Below are 16,347 nucleotides of genomic sequence, written 5' to 3'. Positions count from 1 at the left end.
GATCCAGCAGGCTCAACTGCCACCCGGCATCGACGCTGTCCGTCAGCAGCGGCTGAGCGCTCAAACCATAGACCGTGGCCAGATTCGGTTTCAACGCCGTACCCCACAACCGAGGGTCCCATGACTCACTTAACCGCCCCGCCGCATCAAAGCGTTGCCGGGTGATGCGCGGATCAATCACCGGGCTATCGGGATGCCGGCAATAGCCCACGCTGCGGATCGCGAGGGTGCGCGGATCGATGACCGACAGTGTTGGCGTGGCTGCGTGGTGGTTAGCGTTCACGGTATGGACGGTCCTTCGCTCTGGACGAGGGAAGACTGAGCCTTTTTCATGCTGATCGATACTGTAAAAAATAACAGGTCGGTGTTTTTGAAACCGCCAAGATCAACAGATCGCAGCCTTCGGCAGCTCCTACATGGGTAGGCGTGCAACTGTAGGAGCTGCCGCAGGCTGCGATCTTTTGAAGCGCGAAACCGCTTATAGTCTGCACATCTCTTTTTCCCTGCGCAGCCGACCATGAAACAGACCCCCGACGACCTCCAGCAGATCACCGCCACGACCCTGGGCCACTACAACTCGGTGGCCGAAGGTTTTCGTGAAGGGACGCGCGATCATGATGTCAGCCAGAACATCGATGCGCTGCTTCGGCATATTCAAGGCCAAGCGCCATTCGACCTTCTCGATTTTGGCTGCGGACCGGGTCGCGATTTGCAGACGTTCACGCGCATGGGCCACACGGCCGTCGGCCTCGACGGTTCGGAAAAATTTGCGCAGATGGCGCGTGAGGACAGCGGTTGCGAGGTCTGGCAGCAGGACTTTTTGAAACTCGACCTGCCGGCCGAACGCTTCGACGGGATTTTTGCCAACGCGGTGCTGTTTCACATTCCGCGCCAGGAGTTGCCTCGGGTGTTGAAGGAGTTGCGCGAGGCGCTGAAGCCGGATGGCGTGTTGTTCAGTTCCAATCCCCGTGGCGAGAATCAGGAAGGCTGGAACGGGCCGCGTTATGGCGCGTATCACGATCTTCAGGCATGGCAGCAATTACTGACTGAAGCGGGGTTTGTGGAGCTGGAGCATTACTATCGGCCGGCGGGGCTGCCGCGTGAGCAGCAGCCTTGGTTGGCGAGTGTCTGGCGGCGTGTCGAGATTGGTTGAAGATCAAAAGATCGCAGCCTGCGGCAGCTCCCACAGAGTTTCGTGTTGGCGCACATGCTCCATGTAGGTGCTGCCGCAGGCTGCGATCTTTTTTTGCCCTTATTCTTTCTTCGGCTCGCGAATCTTGTACCAGGCCACATAAAGCGCCGGCAAAAACAGCAGCGTCAGCAGGGTGGCGATGATGATCCCGCCGATCATCGCGTAGGCCATCGGCCCCCAGAACACTTCCCGGGCAATCGGGATCATGCCCATGCTCGCGGCCGCCGCCGTCAGCAGGATCGGCCGACGCCGGTGTTCCGTGGCTTGCACCACGGCCTCCCACGGTGAAAGGCCCTCCTTCTCCATGGCATCGATCTGGGTCACCAGAATCACCGAGTTGCGGATGATGATTCCAATCAGCGCCAGAATGCCGAGGATCGCCACAAAACCCATCGGCGTGCCGGTTGGCACCAGCGCCAGCACCACGCCGATCAGGCCCAGCGGCGCGACGCTGGCCACCAGAAACATCTTCTGCACGCTGTGCAATTGAATCATCAGGAACGTCGCCATCAGGAACAACATCAACGGCACAACCTTGGCGATCGGTCCCTGGGCCTTGCCGCTCTCCTCCACCGTACCGCCGGTGGCGACCTTGTAGCCTGCCGGCAAACCGGCGGCGAATTTTTCGATGTCCGGTTTGAGGATGGTCACCAAATCGGTTGGCTGAATCTCGCCGACCACCGCGGCCTTGATGGTAATCGTCGGCCTGCGGTCGCGACGCCACACCAGCGGCTGCTCCAACTCATAACGCACGGTGGCAAACGCGAGCAGCGGAATCGAGGTACCACCGGGCGTAACGATCTGCAGGTTTTGCAGGGTTTCCGGCGAGCCACGTTCGGCGTCTACAGCACGGCCAACCACGTTGATCAGGTAGATATCATCGTCGACCTGAGTCACGGTCGAGCCGCTGACAATGCTGTTCATCAGGTTCGCCACGTCTTGGGAGGACAAGCCTAGCTGCCGCGCCTTGTCCTGGGCGATGTCGATGCGCAGTACCTTGCCCGGTTCGTTCCAGTCGAAAATGATCTCGCCGATGTGCGGGTTTTTGTCCAGTTCGCTGGCCAGGTCGATGGCGTGCTTGCGCACTTGATCAATGTCCTTGCCGCTGACCCGGTACTGAATCGGCCGCCCGACCGGCGGGCCCATCTCCAGTGCTTGCACGTAACTGCCAATGCCGACGAAGTCTTTGCGCAGGCGTTCACGCAGCCGGTCGCTGAGACCCGTTCGCTCCTCGAAGCCTTTGCTGACAATCACCAGTTGCGCGTAATAGGGGTTCTGCAATTGCTGGTCGAGGGGCAGGTAGAAACGGATCGCGCCCTGGCCAATGTAGGTGCTCCAGCGCACGATGTCCGGGTCGCCCTTGAGCGTGGCTTCAAGCTTGTCCACGGCTTTGCGGGTTTCATCGATGGAGGCGTTTTGCGGCAGGTTCAGGTCCACCAGGATTTCCGGTCGATCCGAGGACGGGAAGAACTGGTTCTGCACAAACCCCATACCGAAAATCGACAGCACAAACAGCAACACCGTAATGCCGATGGCCCACCAGCGATTGCGCATGCTCCACAGCAAACCACCATTGAAAGCCCGCCCGAGACGCCCCGGCTCCGCCGAATGCGGCTTCACATTGGCGCTGAGGATGTGCACGCCTATCACTGGGGCAAACAGCACCGCGACAATCCACGAGACGATCATGGCCACCGCAATCACCGCGAACAGGGTGAAGGTGTATTCGCCGGCAGAGCTGGCGTTCAGACCGATCGGCACGAAACCGGCGACGGTCACCAGCGTCCCGGTGAGCATCGGGAACGCCGTCGAGGTGTAGGCAAAGGTCGCGGCCTGCTCCTTGGTGTCGCCCAACTCCAGGCGCGAGACCATCATCTCGACGGTGATCATCGCGTCATCCACCAGCAAGCCGAGGGCGATGATCAACGCGCCGAGGGAGATCCGTTGCATGGTGATGCCGCTGTATTCCATGAACACAAACACCATCGCCAGTACCAGCGGGATCGAACACGCCACCACCAGCCCGGCGCGCACGCCAAGGCTGATGAAGCTGACCACCAGCACGATCACCACGGCCTCGAACAATGCACTGGTAAAACCGCCGACGGCCTCTTCCACCACCACAGCCTGATCGGACACGTTGTGCACGCCGACACCCACGGGCAGGTCGGCGGTCAATTCATTGATGCGCTGGTGCAGCGCCTTGCCGAACACCTGAATGTTGCCGCCCTTCTGCATCGCGATCGCCAGGCCGATGGCTTGCTGGCCGTTGTAGCGAAACTCCGGTGTCGACGGGTCGACATAACCGCGCTGGATGTCGGCGATATCGGCCAGGCGATAGAAGCGATCGTTGAGTCGCAGGTTGACGTTGGCCAGATCTTTTTCCGAGATGAATTTCCCGGACGTGCGCACGGAAATCCGTTCCGGGCCGGCCTCGATCACCCCGGCCGGGGTCACCGCGTTCTGGGTTTGCAGGCTCTGCACCACTTGCTGCTCATTGATGCCCAGTGCCGCGAGTTTGCGTGTCGAGAAGTTGAGGTAGAAGACTTCGTCCTGCTGGCCGACCATCTCGATCTTGCCCAGCCCCGGCACACCGCGTATCTCGGCGCGGGCCTGCTCGACGTAATCGCGTAGCTGACGCATGGTCAAGCCGTCGGCGGTAAAGGCGTAGATCGAACCGAATACGTCACCGAACTCGTCGTTGAACGACGGGCCCTGAATGCCCTGGGGGAACGAGCCACGAATGTCGTTGATCTTCTTGCGCACCTGGTACCAGATTTCCGGAATGTCCGCAGCCTTGGTGGTGTCGCGCAGGTACACGTATACCGTGGACTCGCCGGGTCGGGTGTAGCTTTTCACGTAGTCGAGCGAATCCAGTTCCTCGAGTTTTTTCTCGATGCGGTCAGTGACCTGCTTGAGGGTTTCTTCCTGGGTCGCGCCGGGCCAGCGGGTCTGGATGACCATGGTCTTGATGGTGAACGAAGGGTCTTCCTCGCGGCCCAGGTTCATGTAGGAGAACACGCCCATCAGCAGCGCAACGAACATCAAATACCAGACGAATGACTGATGCTTGAGCGCCCATTCCGATAAATTGAAACTCCCTTTCATTGCGGGCTGCCCTCGTCGACTTTTACTTTCTGCCCCGGTTTGAGGCTATTCACGCCGGCAGTGACGATCCGCTCGCCGGACTTCACACCACTGGCCACGACCACCGTGCTGTCCGTGCGACTGATGATTCGGACGTCACGCGGGGCAACGGTTTGCGTGCGCACATCGACCAGCCAGATACGCGGTTTGCCTTCGACCTCCTGCAGTGCGCTCAGGGGCAGTTCGATACGCGGCTTGATCGCGGAGCTCAAGGTCACGCTGATCGCCGTGCCAAGACGAAAGGCGGCCGGTGTTTCGGTCAGGGTCAGGCGGGCGCGTCGGGTGCGGGTGGTGCTTTCGGCCTGCGGCTCGACTTCGCGAATAGTCGCCGTGGTGGTGATTTCCGGATTCAGTTGCGAGGCGACCTGGAACACCACGTCCTCAGGCAACTGGTCGACCAAGGTGTCGGGCAGGTCGATCACCGCTTCCTTGATGTCGGGTTGTGCGAGGGTCACTACCTGCTGGCCGGCGGTGACGACTTGCCCGGCTTCGGCATTCCAGGCGGTGACCACGGCCTTGTGGTCGGCGCGCAACTCGACATAGTTGAGCTGGTCCTTGGCCTGATTGACCGCGGCCACGGCCTGATCGAGGGAAGCCTGGGTGGTTTTGAGGTCGGTCTGCGCGCTGTCGAGCTGCGCCTGTGAGCCTACGCCACGATCGAACAATTCCTGCTGACGCCGGGCGCTGGCCTGGGCGTTGATGAGTTGCGCCTTAATACTCGCCAGATTGCCCTCCGCCGAGCGCAACTGGTTCTGTTGGTCGGTGGGGTCGAGCGTGGCGAGCAAGGCACCTTTATCGACTTCGGCACCAACGTCGACGCTGCGGCTGGCGATGCGCCCCGGCACCCGGAATCCGACATTGCTTTCGTAACGGGCCTGGATATTGCCGGCGAAACGCCCGAGGTTTTCCTCACCCAACGCCTCGACCTTGATCGACAACACCGGGCGCACGGGCTCCGGCGCAGGTTCTTGTTTCGAGCAGGCCAGCAGCATCACACCGGCGAAAACCAGTAACAGGCGCTTCATGGCTGGCTCCCCACGGACAGGTCCTTGTAGGTGTTTTCGGCGATGTCCACCTTCACACCGGGGTGCAGCAACTGGCCGCCAGCGATCACGACTTTTTCCCCGCCATCGAGCCCGGAGCTGATGATGACTTTACCCGTTAGATAGCGGCCAACCGTGACGTTGTGCAATTGCGCTTTGCCCTCGTCATCCACCAGCCAAACGGCCGGATCGTGGAGTTTTTTAGTCAAGGCTGACCACGGCAATTCCACGGCTGATTTGCTCCGGCTATGGGCGGTGGCACTGACTACCGAGCCCAATTGCATGCCTGGCGGCAGACTGTCGAGACTGACTTTGACTTGCACCGTGCCGGTCTGCTCGGAGACTGCCGGCGTCACTTCGCGAACGGTTCCCCTGGTTTTGATCTCCGGGTTATCGAGCAGGCTGACCATGACCGACTTGTCTTCCGGCGGTTCAGCCAGCAGCGCTTCGTAGACATTGAACACCGCATCGCGCTCACCGTCCCGGGCCAGGCTGAAAATCGGCACCGTGGCCTGTACCACCTGCCCGACTTCGGCCTGACGCGCAGTAATCACACCCGGGGCGTCGGCAATCAGCGCGGTGTAGCTCAGTTGTTCACGGGCATTGGCCAACTGCGCCTGGGCTGCCGCCAGCGAGCTTTGAGTGCTGCGCAAGGCGGCCTGCGCGGAATCGAATTCGCTTTGACTGGTGTAGCCCTTGGGCAGGAGTTTCTGCTGGCGCACGAAAGCGGCGGCGTTCTGTTTGACCTTGGCCTGTTCGGCGACGACCTGAGCCTCGGCGGAGTCAACGTTGGTTTGCAGGTCCTTGGGGTCGAGCCTGGCGAGCACTTGCTTGGCGGAAACCCGGTCACCGACATCGACGGTGCGCTCGATGATCTTGCCGCCCACACGGAATGACAATTCGGTCTGCACCCGTGCCTGAACATCACCACTCAAGGTAACGCTGATGGCATAGTCGGCCGGCTTGACCACTTGCACGAAGACCCGTGGCAGGTCCTTCTCGACCGGCTTTTTTTCGTCGCAAGCGCTCAGTAAAACCAACATGCTCAAGCCAAGCGCTATTTTCAATCCGGGACCAGCCATGCAGACTCCTTTGCGTTGTGCGGGCGTAATACGCCTGTCAGCTTAGAACAGGCTTGCACCTTCGCCCACGCATTTCACCTGTAGGAGCTGCCGCAGGCTGCGATCTTTTGCTTTTAATGGATCAAGATCAAAAGATCGCAGCCTTCGGCAGCTCCTACCGGGTCGGTCACAGGGAACGTTTTTATGCTCAAGATCCTTGCGGTGGCCAACTACCGCTCGATCAACAAACTGGTGATCCCGCTGGGTCGGTTGAACCTGATCACCGGCCCCAACGGCAGCGGCAAATCCAATCTCTATCGCGCGTTACGCCTGCTGGCTGAAACCGCTCAGGGTGGCGTGGTCAATGCGCTGGCTCGCGAGGGTGGGCTGGATTCCACGTTCTGGGCTGGCCCGGAAACCATTACCCGGCGCATGCGCAACGGTGAGGTGCCGATCGAGGCCAGCGTGCGGCACGGTGTCAAACGCCTGCGCCTGGGCTTTGCCGGCGAGGATTTCAGCTACTCGATCGGCCTTGGGCTGCCTGATTCCAATGGCCACTTCATGCTACCCGAGCACAGCTCACCCATTCCCTCACGCTTCAGCCTCGACCCACAGATCAAGCGCGAATGCATCTGGTCCGGGCCTTTCTATCGTCCGGCGGCCCTGCTGGTAGACCGCGATGGCCCGATGATTCGCGCCCGAGCCAATCGCAGCTGGGACGTGCTGGCGCAGCACACACCGAACTTCGACAGTCTGTTCGATCAGGTCGGAAGCCTGCGCACTTCGCCTGAGGTGCTGGAGCTGCGCGAATTCATCCGCCGCTGGCGTTTCTACGATCACTTTCGCAGCGACGCCGATGCCCCGGTGCGTCAACCGCAACTTGGCACCCGCACGCCCGTGCTACACCACGACGGTCGCGATCTGGCGGCAGCCTTGCAGACCATCATCGAAATCGGCGACGCCGATGCATTGCGGGCGGCGATCAGCGACGCCTTTCCCGGCGCACGATTGAACATCGCACCGCTGCCCGGCGGACGATTTGCCATCGAGTTTTATCAGGAGGGTTTGCTGCGACCGCTGTCGGCAGCCGAGTTGTCGGACGGGACATTGCGTTATTTGTTATTGGTGGCAGCACTGCTGACGCCTCGGCCACCGACATTGATGGTGCTGAACGAACCGGAAACCAGTCTGCATCCGGATCTGCTGCCGGCGCTGGCGCGATTGATTATCCGCGCGTCGGGGCAATGTCAGGTGTGGGTGGTGTCCCATGCACGGCGGTTGATCTCGGCGTTGCAGCAGGACCCGGAATGCAATTGCATTGTGCTGGAGAAGATTCTTGGGCAAACCGGGATTGTCGGGCAGCGCACGCTGGATGAGCCGGCGTGGTATTGGCCGGATTGATTTAAACGCTGAAAAGATCGCAGCCTCGTTTCACTCGACAGCTCCTACATCGAACGCATTCCCCTGTAGGAGCTGCCGCAGGCTGCGATCTTTTAGTCGTTACCGACTGTTGAGATTACTCACCCCTGCCACTTCCCACCCTCGACAATCACGCTCTCAGGCTTGGTGTCGTCGCTCAGTTCCTTGCGCACGTACTGGTCGTACAGCTTGAGCAGATACTTGTCCTCACCCAGCTTCGCCAACTCGGCATTCACCCAGTCGCGCAGTTCGATATTGCCCTTCTTCACCGCTGGCGCGATTGGCGCTTCGGCGCCCAGGGTCTGGCTCAGTACGCGATAGCCAGGGTTCTGCTTGGCCCAGCTGAACAGCACCAGATTGTCTTGTGCATAGGCATCGCCACGACCATTGGCCAGGGCTTGCAGGGACTCGGAGTTTTTCTCGAACTTCAGCAACTTCCAGTCCGGGTGATTCTTGGTCAGCCAAATGTCGGCAGTCGTACCGGTGGTGACGATAGTGGTGCGGGTCGCCAGGTCATCGAGATTTTTCACCCCGCTTTTCTCTGGCACCAAGGCCTGCACCGCAACCTTGAGGTTCGGGTTGGTGAATTCCACCGCTTCTTTGCGTTCTGGCGTCACGGTCATGTTGGCCAGGATCAGATCGACCTTGTCACTTTGCAGGAACGGAATCCGGCTCGCCGGCTCCACCGCTACGAACTCGACCTTGTTTTCATCACCCAGCAGATCCTTGGCGAATTGCCGGCCGATGTCGGTATCGAAACCGACGTAGCGCCCGGCTTCATTGACGAACCCGAACGGCGGCTTGTCGGTGAACACACCCACGATCAGCTTGTCCCGCGCCTTGATTTTTTCCAGATAACCGGACGGTGCGGTGCTTTCGCTGGCGACTTTCGGTTTTGCAGGTTCTTCGGCTTTGTTGCAGCCGGCCAACAGTGCAAGGCCCAGCAGTGGGAGTGTCAGCAAGAGTGAAGACTTGGCAGTTTTCATAGCAGTTCCAGTTCCTTTGTTTGAGTCGTTTTGGGTAGTGCGGCGACGTAGGAGAACTTCTCCAGGAACTGCTGCGCTCGTGCGGTTTGCGGGTTCGTAAAGAAAATCTCGGGCGGGTTTTGCTCAAGGATACGTCCGGCATCCATGAACACAATGCGGTCAGCCACTGCGCGGGCGAAAGCCATTTCGTGGGTGACAATCAGCAGGGTCATGCCTTCGCGGGCCAACCCTTGTATGACTTCCAGCACTTCCTTGACCATCTCAGGGTCGAGGGCAGCGGTGACTTCATCGAAAAGCATGACCTTGGGGTTCATGCACAACGAACGGACGATGGCGATGCGTTGCTGCTGACCACCGGAGAGCTGGCGCGGGAAGGCATCGCGCTTGTCCGCCAGGCCCACGCGTTCGAGCAAGGCCTCAGCCTGGGCGCGGGCTTCACGGGGTTCGCGTTTCTGCACTTTGAGCGGGCCGAGCAACAGGTTGTCGAGCACGCTCATGTGCGGGAACAGGTGATAGCTTTGGAACACCATGCCGATCTGCTGCCGCACTTCGCGCCAGTCGGTGCCCTTGCTCAGCAACTCGCGGCCGGCAAATTGGAGGCTGCCGCTGTGGGCGACTTCCAGGCCGTTGAGGCAGCGCAGCAACGTGCTTTTGCCGCAGCCGCTGGGACCGAGAATGACGATGACTTCGCCCGACTTCACCTGCAAGTCGATCTCTTTGAGGACCTGCTGTTCACCGAAGAATTTGTTGAAATCCTTGAACTCGATCAATGCGCTCATGCTTGCGTCCAGCGCCGCTCCAGCACGCGCGAGGCGGCCGACAGCGGGTAGCAGATGAAAAAGAAAAACAGGAAAAGAGCGCCGTAGATCAGCACTGATTCGTAGGTGCGCTCGATGATCTGCTGGCCGACCTTGATCACGTCCACCACGCCGATCAGTACCGCCAGGGAGCTGGTCTTGATGATTCGGGTGTAGACGTTGATGGTCGGCGGCGTCATGCGTTTCAACGCTTGCGGCAGCAGCACGTAGCCGTAGAGTTGCGGATCGTTCAAACCAATCGACAGCCCTGCTTCACGCTGCCCGCGTGGCAACGAATGCAAGGCGCCACGCACCACCTCGCCGACCTCGCTGACGCCCCACAGCGACAACACCAACACCGCGCACCAGAAGCTCGGGATGCTCAGCCCGAAGAAGATCGGAAGACCGAAGAACAACAAGTACAACCAGACCAGTACCGGGATCGCCCGGAACAGCTCCAGATACACCCGCAGGATCGCGTTCAGCCACTTCACATTCAGCGTGCACAACACGCCGTAGATCACGCCGCCGACGGTACTGATCGCGATGCTCAAAAAAGAAATCGACAGGGTTTGCGCAGCGCCCTTGCCCAATTGCGGCAACGACACCCACAGCAATTCAAGACCCGAACTGGCCATGCTGGAGCCTCCTTTCCAGACGGCTGAGCAGCAGCGACAGCGGCAAAAACAGCAGCACGCAGATCAGCGTCAGCACGGCGAGCATTTCGTAGGTTTTGTAGTAGAGCGCGATGTAGCTCTTGGTGGTGTAGAGAATTTCCGGCACCGCCACCGCCGAGACCACGGTGGTCTCCTTGAGCAGGAAAATGAAATTGGCGAACAGCGACGGCAGGCTGAGAATGCCGGCTTGCGGCAGGATCACGTAGCGCAGCAATTGCCCATGGGACAGGCCGATGGAGCGGCCGGATTCGAGTTGCGCCTGGGGCACGGCGTCCACGCCAGCGCGCAGCACTTCGGTGAGGTAGGCGCCGCCGAGAAAAGTCATGGTGATGATTGCCGCCGCAAATCCCGAGATTTTGATACCGAGTGCCGGTAAGGCGAAGTAGACGAAGAACAGTTGAATCAGCAGCGGCGTGTTACGCGCCAGTTCGACATAGAGCCCCACCAGCCGCTGCAAGTACGGTGTGCGAAACACCAGAATCGTCGCGTTGACCAGTGCCACCAGCAACGACGTGCCGATGGCGATCAATCCGACCTCCAGCGTGACGCCCACGGCCTTGAGAAACGCCGGCAGGGTGCTGAGGATAAAAGCGTAATCGAAGTTCATTGAACATCCTGGACGCCGCTCGGTAAGCGACGGTGGCGCAGTCCAAGGGCCGTGGATAACGACCCTGCAAGCACCGACTTTAAAGGTATAAAAACAAGAATTTAAATACCGTTAAAGCATATTGATATCACGCAAAAAACTATCCCGTGAATTTGCCGAGGCGACGGAAGACGACTATTTTCCTTTGCGCCGTAGGAAGGATCTTTTTTTCAAAATGCCCCTCCAAGGACGGACCGCTTTTGGCCAGACTCCCGGCCGAACCATCACAAGGACGAAAAAATGGCAGACGCAAAAGTGCTACAACCCATGAATCCGCAGGACATCGTGAAGTTATTGGTGGCGTTGCGCAGGGCGTTGAAGGCCAGGGTGGCTTAACCCCCTAAATCAAAAGATCGCAGCCTTCGGCAGCTCCTACAGAGATCAATGTAGGAGCTGCCGAAGACTGCGATCTTTTGATCTTCTGACGTATAAAAAAACGCCGACGCTGTATCAGCCGTCGGCGTTGGAAACCTTGAAAGGGTTTACCTCGCGAATCAGAACGCAGGCAGTACCGCGCCTTTGTATTTCTCTGCGATGAATGCTTTCACTTCAGGGCTGGTCAGGGCTTTGGCCAGTTTCTGCATGGCAACGCTGTCCTTGTTGTCTGGACGAGCCACCAGGAAGTTCACGTAAGGCGAATCGGCACCTTCGATAACCAGAGCGTCTTTAGCCGGGTTCAGACCCGCTTCCAGCGCGTAGTTGGTGTTGATCATGTCCAGGTCGACCTGATCCAGCACTCGCGGCAGCATCGCGGACTCAAGCTCTTTGAACTTGAAGTTGTGCGGGTTCTTGGCGATGTCTTTCGGGGTGGCCAGGGCGTTTTTCGGGTCTTTCAACTCGATCAGGCCAGCCTTCTGCAGCAGGATCAGGGCGCGGCCGCTGTTGCTGCCTTCGTTCGGGATGGCAATGGTCGCGCCATCTTTCAGCTCAGCCAGGGTTTTGACTTTCTTCGAGTAGCCACCGAACGGTTCAACGTGAACACCAATCACGGTGACCAGGTTGGTGCCTTTGCCTTCGTTGAAGCTTTTCAGGTACGGCAGGGTCTGGAAGTAGTTGGCGTCCAGACGCTTCTGGTCGACCTGCACGTTCGGCTGAACGTAGTCGGTGAAGACTTTGATTTCCAGGTCCACGCCTTCTTTGGCGAGGGTTGGCTTGATCAGTTCAAGAATCTCGGCGTGAGGAATCGGGGTTGCCGCAACCACCAGTTTCTCGCCAGCCTGGGCCAGGCCCGCAGCCAGGGCAGCCGCCAGTGCGGTGAACAACAGAACCTTTTTCATGCAGTGTCCTTATCGACATTCGCGATCGTCATCGACGACGGCTTCAAGTGAGGTGCCAGTGAAGTGCTATCGCTGGCGTGACGCGGACAATACCGGGATTTTTTATTCCCGGACAATAACGTTTATTCAGCTTCATATTCCATTTTGCTCAGGTAGGAGCTGCCGAAGGCTGCGATCTTTTGATCTTGGCGGATTTAAGGCCGCCCAAAAAACCAGATCAAAAGATCGCAGCCTGCGGCAACTCCTACAGGAGCGAGGCGTTTTTGAGCAATTGTTTCAAGGCTGTTTGCTCAGCGGCTGATCCACTGCCCAGGATCTTTTTTATCTGGTCAGCGATCTGCGACAGCGAAACAGGCGCCTCCGGCAAATTCAAATGCTCCGGCAAAATCTCCTCACCGGTGCTCACCAACAGCGCAAAGTGAATGACGTTTTCCAGCTCACGGGTATTGCCGGGCCAGGTGTGTCGCTCCAGCGCTACTTGCGCGGCTTCGCTGATCAGTGGCACCGGCAAGTCCAGGCGTTGGCTGTAGATGCCGAGGAAGTATTCGGCCAGCGACAGAATGTCGCCGACTCGCTCACGCAAGGCCGGCAGTTCGAGCTGACCTTCGCTGAGGTAGTGATAGAGCCGTTCATGGAATTTGCCGGCGGCCACCGCTTGTGCCAGATCGATGCTGGTAGCCGCGACGAGACGCACGTCCACCGGGCTTGGCTGGTGGGCACCGACGCGGGTCACTTCGTGGTTTTCCAGGGCAGCGAGCAATTTGATCTGGATCGGCAACGGCAGGTCGCCGATCTCGTCCAGGTACAGCGTGCCGCCGTTGGCCGAGCCAAACCAGCCTGCACGGCTGCTGGCTGAACCGCTGTAACTGCCGGCAGCATAGCCGAACAGTTCCGCGTCGGCGTAGGTTGGGCTGATCGCCCCGCAATTGACCGATACAAACAAGCCGCCGCGATCACTGGCTCGGTGGATGTGCCGCGCCAGCAGTTCCTTGCCGCTGCCGGTTTCGCCGCGAATCAACACCGAGATCGAGCGTGGTGCCAGTTGTTCCAGTTCCTGGCGCAATTGCCGCGAACGCGGATCGACGAACACCAGCGCCTTGGCGCGGATGCTCAGGGGACTTTTTTCGGCGTCGGGAAAGGTCAGCAGCGGCTGACCGAAGGTTTCAAAGCTCATGGCAGACTCCCGCCCAAAACCGCCGGTAGACGGGGGCGTTGAAAAAATAAAAGACTTCAGGCGCGGCGCAAGGCGTGATGTTCCATGCGGTTTTGCAGGCGATAGAGATAGGCAAAACCCTGCTCCCAACGCTGATGACCTGACTTCACATTGATGTGCCCGGCACCCGCGAGAATCCCCGCCTCGGCGCCCCAGTTACGTGCCAGTTCCAGAGCGCGTGGTGCGCTGACGGCGGCATCGTTATCGGAGCTGACGACCTGACTCGGGAAGGGCAAAAGAGTCGTCGGGATCGGCGCGAAATTGCGCAGGGCGGGCGCACAGGCCGGGCGTTCGACGTCCGCCGGTGCGACCAGCAACGCACCGCGAACCTGACGCAAAAACTGCACGGGCGCGGTCGCGGCCCAATGCGCGACGGTGATGCACCCCAGGCTATGGGCGATCAGAATCACAGGAGTGCTGTCGGCAGCAATCGCCTCGGCCAATGCAGCAACCCAGTCTTCACGACGCGGCGTCAGCCAGTCGGCCTGCTCCACTCGTGCGCTGTTTGGCAGGCTGTTCTGCCAGTGGCTTTGCCAATGATCTTCTGGCGATCCTTGCCAGCCCGGCACAATCAGGTAGCGAATTGATTCGTTGCGCATGGGGGAGCTCTCCTGCTGCGTGTCTGTTCCTGAACGAGTATAGGGACGAGAGTTATATTCGTTAAGGAATAAGAAGCTATTTATTAATACCCATATCGAATATCACATATCGCTGTAGGCGCTGCCGCAGGCTGCGATCTTTTGATCTTGATTCTAAAAAACAAGATCAAAAGATCGCAGCCTTCGGCAGCTCCTACAGGGTTGCGGTAGAGGGTGGGTGTTGTAGGCAATGGGGGTTTGTGTTTTCAGGAATAAAAAAGGGGCCGCACCCTGCCAAGGAGACGGCCCCGGAAAATCGAAAATCTGTCAGCGCGCGGTGATCACCGACAACTTGGTAATCCCTGCGCGCTCAATCGACGCCATGGCCCGCGCCACTTCGCCGTAATTCACCCCATCGTCCGCCTGCAGTTGCACCCGCACTTCGGGGTCCTTGGCCTTGGCTGCCTGTAGCTTGAATTCCAGCAAATCCGGCTGGATTTCATCCTTGTTGATAAACAGCTTCCCGGCACCGTCGATGCTCACCACCAGTGGGTCTTTCTGCTCCACCGGCGCCACGGCTTCGGTCTTGGGCAGGTTGATCGGGATCGCGTTGGTCAGCAGCGGCGCGGTGACAATAAACACCACCAGCAGCACCAGCATCACGTCCACCAGCGGTGTCACGTTGATCTCGCTCAGTACCTCATCACTGTCTTGCGTGGAGAAGGCCATATCAGGACGCCTCCTTCACTTTCTGCGCATTGCCCTGGGCGGCCACTTTGTGTGCAGTCGGGTGGATCAGGACGCGAAACGCACTCTTCTGCGCCAGGCTGTAGAAGTCATGGGCGAAGTCGTCCAGATCCGCCGCCGTCAACTTCAGACGCCGCAAAAAGTAGTTGTAAACCAGCACCGCCGGCACCGCGACGGCGATCCCTACGCCGGTGGCGACCAGTGCCGCACCAATCGGTCCGGCCACCGTCTCCAGGCTTGCCGAACCCGCCGCGCTGATGCCTTTCAACGCTTCCATGATTCCCCACACCGTGCCGAACAAACCAATGAACGGCGACGTACTGCCAATACTCGCGACCACCGCCAGCCCGGTTTCCAGCGAGCGGCGTTCACGCACGATCTGCTGACGCAAGGCCCGCTCAAGGCGATCCTGATGATTGATCGCCTGGCTCAAGTCCGCAGCTTGCGGCGCCTCGCCCACCTGAATCGCTGCATAACCGGCCTGCGCCACCCGCGCCGCAGCGCCGGGTTGCGTATCAGCCAACTCCGCCGCCGAATCCAGACTCGACGCGGCCCAAAATTGCTTGTGAAACTTTCTATCCTGAGCTTTCAGGCGGCCGAACTGCACACCCTTGAGCAACGCCAGGCCCCAAGTGGCGACAGAAAAAACCACCAGCAGCCAGATCACCGCGCTTTCGATGGATTCAAGTGGAGATGCCAATAACGTCATGATGGATTCCTCGTGTAAACGTTTCGCGCGAAATAGGTTTCGGTTTAATGAATCTTGAAATCGATGGGCACGCTGACCCAGCCGTCCTGGGCGACATCACCCTGTTTGGCCGGCACGAAACTCCAGCGTTTCACGGCGCTCAAGGCCGCTTCATCGAGGGCCTCGCGACCACTGCTCTTTTGAATCTGGATCTCGCCTGGCTTGCCGCTGGCGAGGACATGCACCCGCAACAACACCGTGCCCTCCCAACCGCGACGCTGGGCCAGCGACGGGTATTCCGGCGCCGGGTTTTTCAGGTACGCAGCGTTGGCCGAGGCCGGTGTCACAGGCGTGGGTGCAGGTGGTGCCGGAGCTGAAATCGGTGCGGCCGGTTGAGCTGGCGCGGGCGGTTGCTCGACCGCTTTCGGGGCCGGTTTCGGAATCGGCTTGGCCACCGGTTTCGGTTTGGGAATTGGTTTGGGCGGAGCCGGTTTCGCTGCCAGCTCATCGACCACTGGCGGCGGAGGCTCGACCACTGGCGGTGTCGGTTGCGGGGGTGGCGGCGGTGCGATGACTGGCGGTGCCGGGCGCGAAAACTCGATGGTCATCGGCGGAATCTCCGGCGGTACGATCGGCAGCACTTTGGTCGGCTGCTGATTGACCCAGTAGATCACCGCGCCGTGCACCAGCAACGCCAGCACACCGAGCAGAATCGCCTCGCGTCGGCTCAAAATGCTTTTGGGTGCACGCTGCAAACGCAACTGGCCCAAAGGCACGCGGTGTACCCGCCCGAGGTCGACCAACTCGCCACTCGGTGCCTGGCGCCACAGCACCTCATGTGCACTGGCGGCGGTCTGGACATTGCCCATTGATTTA

The 16,347-nt window shown here is 59.6% G+C and carries 15 protein-coding genes and 1 pseudogene; 2 read left to right on the top strand and 14 right to left on the bottom strand.

Annotation, left to right across the window (positions count from 1 at the left end):
- Positions 1-283: pseudogene (locus KUF73_RS27170) on the bottom strand (RHS repeat protein); the annotation flags it as partial.
- Positions 284-517: 234 nt separating this feature from the next.
- Between KUF73_RS27170 and KUF73_RS27165 the strand changes: the two are divergent.
- Positions 518-1,153: a bifunctional 2-polyprenyl-6-hydroxyphenol methylase/3-demethylubiquinol 3-O-methyltransferase UbiG gene (locus tag KUF73_RS27165; protein WP_218441055.1), complete on the top strand. Its 636-nt coding sequence runs from the start codon at positions 518-520 to the stop codon at positions 1,151-1,153.
- A gap of 99 nt (positions 1,154-1,252) precedes the next feature.
- Here the strand turns inward: KUF73_RS27165 and KUF73_RS27160 are convergent, their stop codons facing one another.
- The 3 genes from KUF73_RS27160 to KUF73_RS27150 are packed head-to-tail and all read right to left on the bottom strand — an operon-like array spanning position 1,253 to position 6,464.
- A complete protein-coding gene (locus tag KUF73_RS27160) occupies positions 1,253-4,300 on the bottom strand; it encodes an efflux RND transporter permease subunit (RefSeq protein WP_218441054.1) in 3,048 nt (1,015 codons plus the stop codon).
- Positions 4,297-5,364, bottom strand: coding sequence for an efflux RND transporter periplasmic adaptor subunit (locus KUF73_RS27155; RefSeq protein WP_218441053.1), 1,068 nt, complete (start codon positions 5,362-5,364; stop codon positions 4,297-4,299). Before KUF73_RS27155 ends, KUF73_RS27160 begins: the two co-directional genes overlap by 4 nt.
- Positions 5,361-6,464, bottom strand: a complete 1,104-nt coding sequence (locus KUF73_RS27150) for an efflux RND transporter periplasmic adaptor subunit (RefSeq protein ID WP_218441052.1) — start codon at positions 6,462-6,464, stop codon at positions 5,361-5,363. The genes KUF73_RS27155 and KUF73_RS27150 overlap by 4 nt, the downstream gene beginning before the upstream one ends.
- A 183-nt stretch (positions 6,465-6,647) precedes the next feature.
- Between KUF73_RS27150 and KUF73_RS27145 the strand changes: the two genes are divergently transcribed.
- Positions 6,648-7,844: an AAA family ATPase gene (locus KUF73_RS27145; RefSeq protein ID WP_218441051.1), complete on the top strand. Its 1,197-nt coding sequence runs from the start codon at positions 6,648-6,650 to the stop codon at positions 7,842-7,844.
- A gap of 119 nt (positions 7,845-7,963) precedes the next feature.
- Here KUF73_RS27145 and KUF73_RS27140 read toward each other — a convergent pair whose 3' ends face one another.
- From KUF73_RS27140 to KUF73_RS27095, 10 genes are all read right to left on the bottom strand, one after another.
- The gene (locus tag KUF73_RS27140) at positions 7,964-8,848 is read right to left on the bottom strand and encodes a transporter substrate-binding domain-containing protein (RefSeq protein ID WP_218441050.1); all 885 of its coding nucleotides are present in this window, start codon (positions 8,846-8,848) and stop codon (positions 7,964-7,966) included.
- Complete coding sequence (locus KUF73_RS27135) at positions 8,845-9,627, bottom strand: amino acid ABC transporter ATP-binding protein (RefSeq protein ID WP_218441049.1); 783 nt, start codon at positions 9,625-9,627, stop codon at positions 8,845-8,847. The genes KUF73_RS27140 and KUF73_RS27135 overlap by 4 nt, the downstream gene beginning before the upstream one ends.
- The gene (locus tag KUF73_RS27130) at positions 9,624-10,283 is read right to left on the bottom strand and encodes an amino acid ABC transporter permease (RefSeq protein WP_218441048.1); all 660 of its coding nucleotides are present in this window, start codon (positions 10,281-10,283) and stop codon (positions 9,624-9,626) included. Before KUF73_RS27130 ends, KUF73_RS27135 begins: the two co-directional genes overlap by 4 nt.
- Positions 10,264-10,929, bottom strand: a complete 666-nt coding sequence (locus tag KUF73_RS27125) for an amino acid ABC transporter permease (protein ID WP_218441047.1) — start codon at positions 10,927-10,929, stop codon at positions 10,264-10,266. Before KUF73_RS27125 ends, KUF73_RS27130 begins: the two co-directional genes overlap by 20 nt.
- A 533-nt stretch (positions 10,930-11,462) precedes the next feature.
- On the bottom strand, positions 11,463-12,245 hold the full coding sequence (locus KUF73_RS27120; protein ID WP_218441046.1) for a MetQ/NlpA family ABC transporter substrate-binding protein: 783 nt from the start codon (positions 12,243-12,245) through the stop codon (positions 11,463-11,465).
- Between the two features lie 244 nt (positions 12,246-12,489).
- Positions 12,490-13,419 (bottom strand): sigma 54-interacting transcriptional regulator, encoded by a 930-nt coding sequence (locus KUF73_RS27115; RefSeq protein WP_218441045.1) that lies wholly within the window; start codon positions 13,417-13,419, stop codon positions 12,490-12,492.
- Between the two features lie 56 nt (positions 13,420-13,475).
- Positions 13,476-14,057, bottom strand: a complete 582-nt coding sequence (locus tag KUF73_RS27110; protein ID WP_218441044.1) for an alpha/beta hydrolase — start codon at positions 14,055-14,057, stop codon at positions 13,476-13,478.
- A gap of 306 nt (positions 14,058-14,363) precedes the next feature.
- Complete coding sequence (locus KUF73_RS27105) at positions 14,364-14,765, bottom strand: biopolymer transporter ExbD (protein ID WP_008055381.1); 402 nt, start codon at positions 14,763-14,765, stop codon at positions 14,364-14,366.
- Position 14,766: 1 nt separating this feature from the next.
- A complete protein-coding gene (locus KUF73_RS27100) occupies positions 14,767-15,492 on the bottom strand; it encodes a MotA/TolQ/ExbB proton channel family protein (RefSeq protein ID WP_218441043.1) in 726 nt (241 codons plus the stop codon).
- Positions 15,493-15,536: 44 nt separating this feature from the next.
- Positions 15,537-16,340, bottom strand: coding sequence for an energy transducer TonB (locus KUF73_RS27095; RefSeq protein WP_218441042.1), 804 nt, complete (start codon positions 16,338-16,340; stop codon positions 15,537-15,539).
- Positions 16,341-16,347: the final 7 nt, after the last annotated feature.

It is taken from the genome of Pseudomonas sp. PD9R (assembly GCF_019200975.1).
Lineage (GTDB): Bacteria > Pseudomonadota > Gammaproteobacteria > Pseudomonadales > Pseudomonadaceae > Aquipseudomonas.
This window is presented reverse-complemented; position numbering and strand designations above follow the sequence as displayed.

Excerpts from the sequence above, each read along its gene's own strand:
- KUF73_RS27165 (WP_218441055.1), top strand. The coding sequence starts at position 518 with ATGAAACAGACCCCCGACGACCTCCAGCAGATCACCGCCACGACCCTG.
- KUF73_RS27160 (WP_218441054.1), bottom strand. The coding sequence starts at position 4,300 with ATGAAAGGGAGTTTCAATTTATCGGAATGGGCGCTCAAGCATCAGTCA.
- KUF73_RS27155 (WP_218441053.1), bottom strand. The coding sequence starts at position 5,364 with ATGAAGCGCCTGTTACTGGTTTTCGCCGGTGTGATGCTGCTGGCCTGC.
- KUF73_RS27150 (WP_218441052.1), bottom strand. The coding sequence starts at position 6,464 with ATGGCTGGTCCCGGATTGAAAATAGCGCTTGGCTTGAGCATGTTGGTT.
- KUF73_RS27145 (WP_218441051.1), top strand. The coding sequence starts at position 6,648 with ATGCTCAAGATCCTTGCGGTGGCCAACTACCGCTCGATCAACAAACTG.
- KUF73_RS27140 (WP_218441050.1), bottom strand. The coding sequence starts at position 8,848 with ATGAAAACTGCCAAGTCTTCACTCTTGCTGACACTCCCACTGCTGGGC.
- KUF73_RS27135 (WP_218441049.1), bottom strand. The coding sequence starts at position 9,627 with ATGAGCGCATTGATCGAGTTCAAGGATTTCAACAAATTCTTCGGTGAA.
- KUF73_RS27130 (WP_218441048.1), bottom strand. The coding sequence starts at position 10,283 with ATGGCCAGTTCGGGTCTTGAATTGCTGTGGGTGTCGTTGCCGCAATTG.
- KUF73_RS27125 (WP_218441047.1), bottom strand. The coding sequence starts at position 10,929 with ATGAACTTCGATTACGCTTTTATCCTCAGCACCCTGCCGGCGTTTCTC.
- KUF73_RS27120 (WP_218441046.1), bottom strand. The coding sequence starts at position 12,245 with ATGAAAAAGGTTCTGTTGTTCACCGCACTGGCGGCTGCCCTGGCTGCG.
- KUF73_RS27115 (WP_218441045.1), bottom strand. The coding sequence starts at position 13,419 with ATGAGCTTTGAAACCTTCGGTCAGCCGCTGCTGACCTTTCCCGACGCC.
- KUF73_RS27110 (WP_218441044.1), bottom strand. The coding sequence starts at position 14,057 with ATGCGCAACGAATCAATTCGCTACCTGATTGTGCCGGGCTGGCAAGGA.
- KUF73_RS27105 (WP_008055381.1), bottom strand. The coding sequence starts at position 14,765 with ATGGCCTTCTCCACGCAAGACAGTGATGAGGTACTGAGCGAGATCAAC.
- KUF73_RS27100 (WP_218441043.1), bottom strand. The coding sequence starts at position 15,492 with ATGACGTTATTGGCATCTCCACTTGAATCCATCGAAAGCGCGGTGATC.
- KUF73_RS27095 (WP_218441042.1), bottom strand. The coding sequence starts at position 16,340 with ATGGGCAATGTCCAGACCGCCGCCAGTGCACATGAGGTGCTGTGGCGC.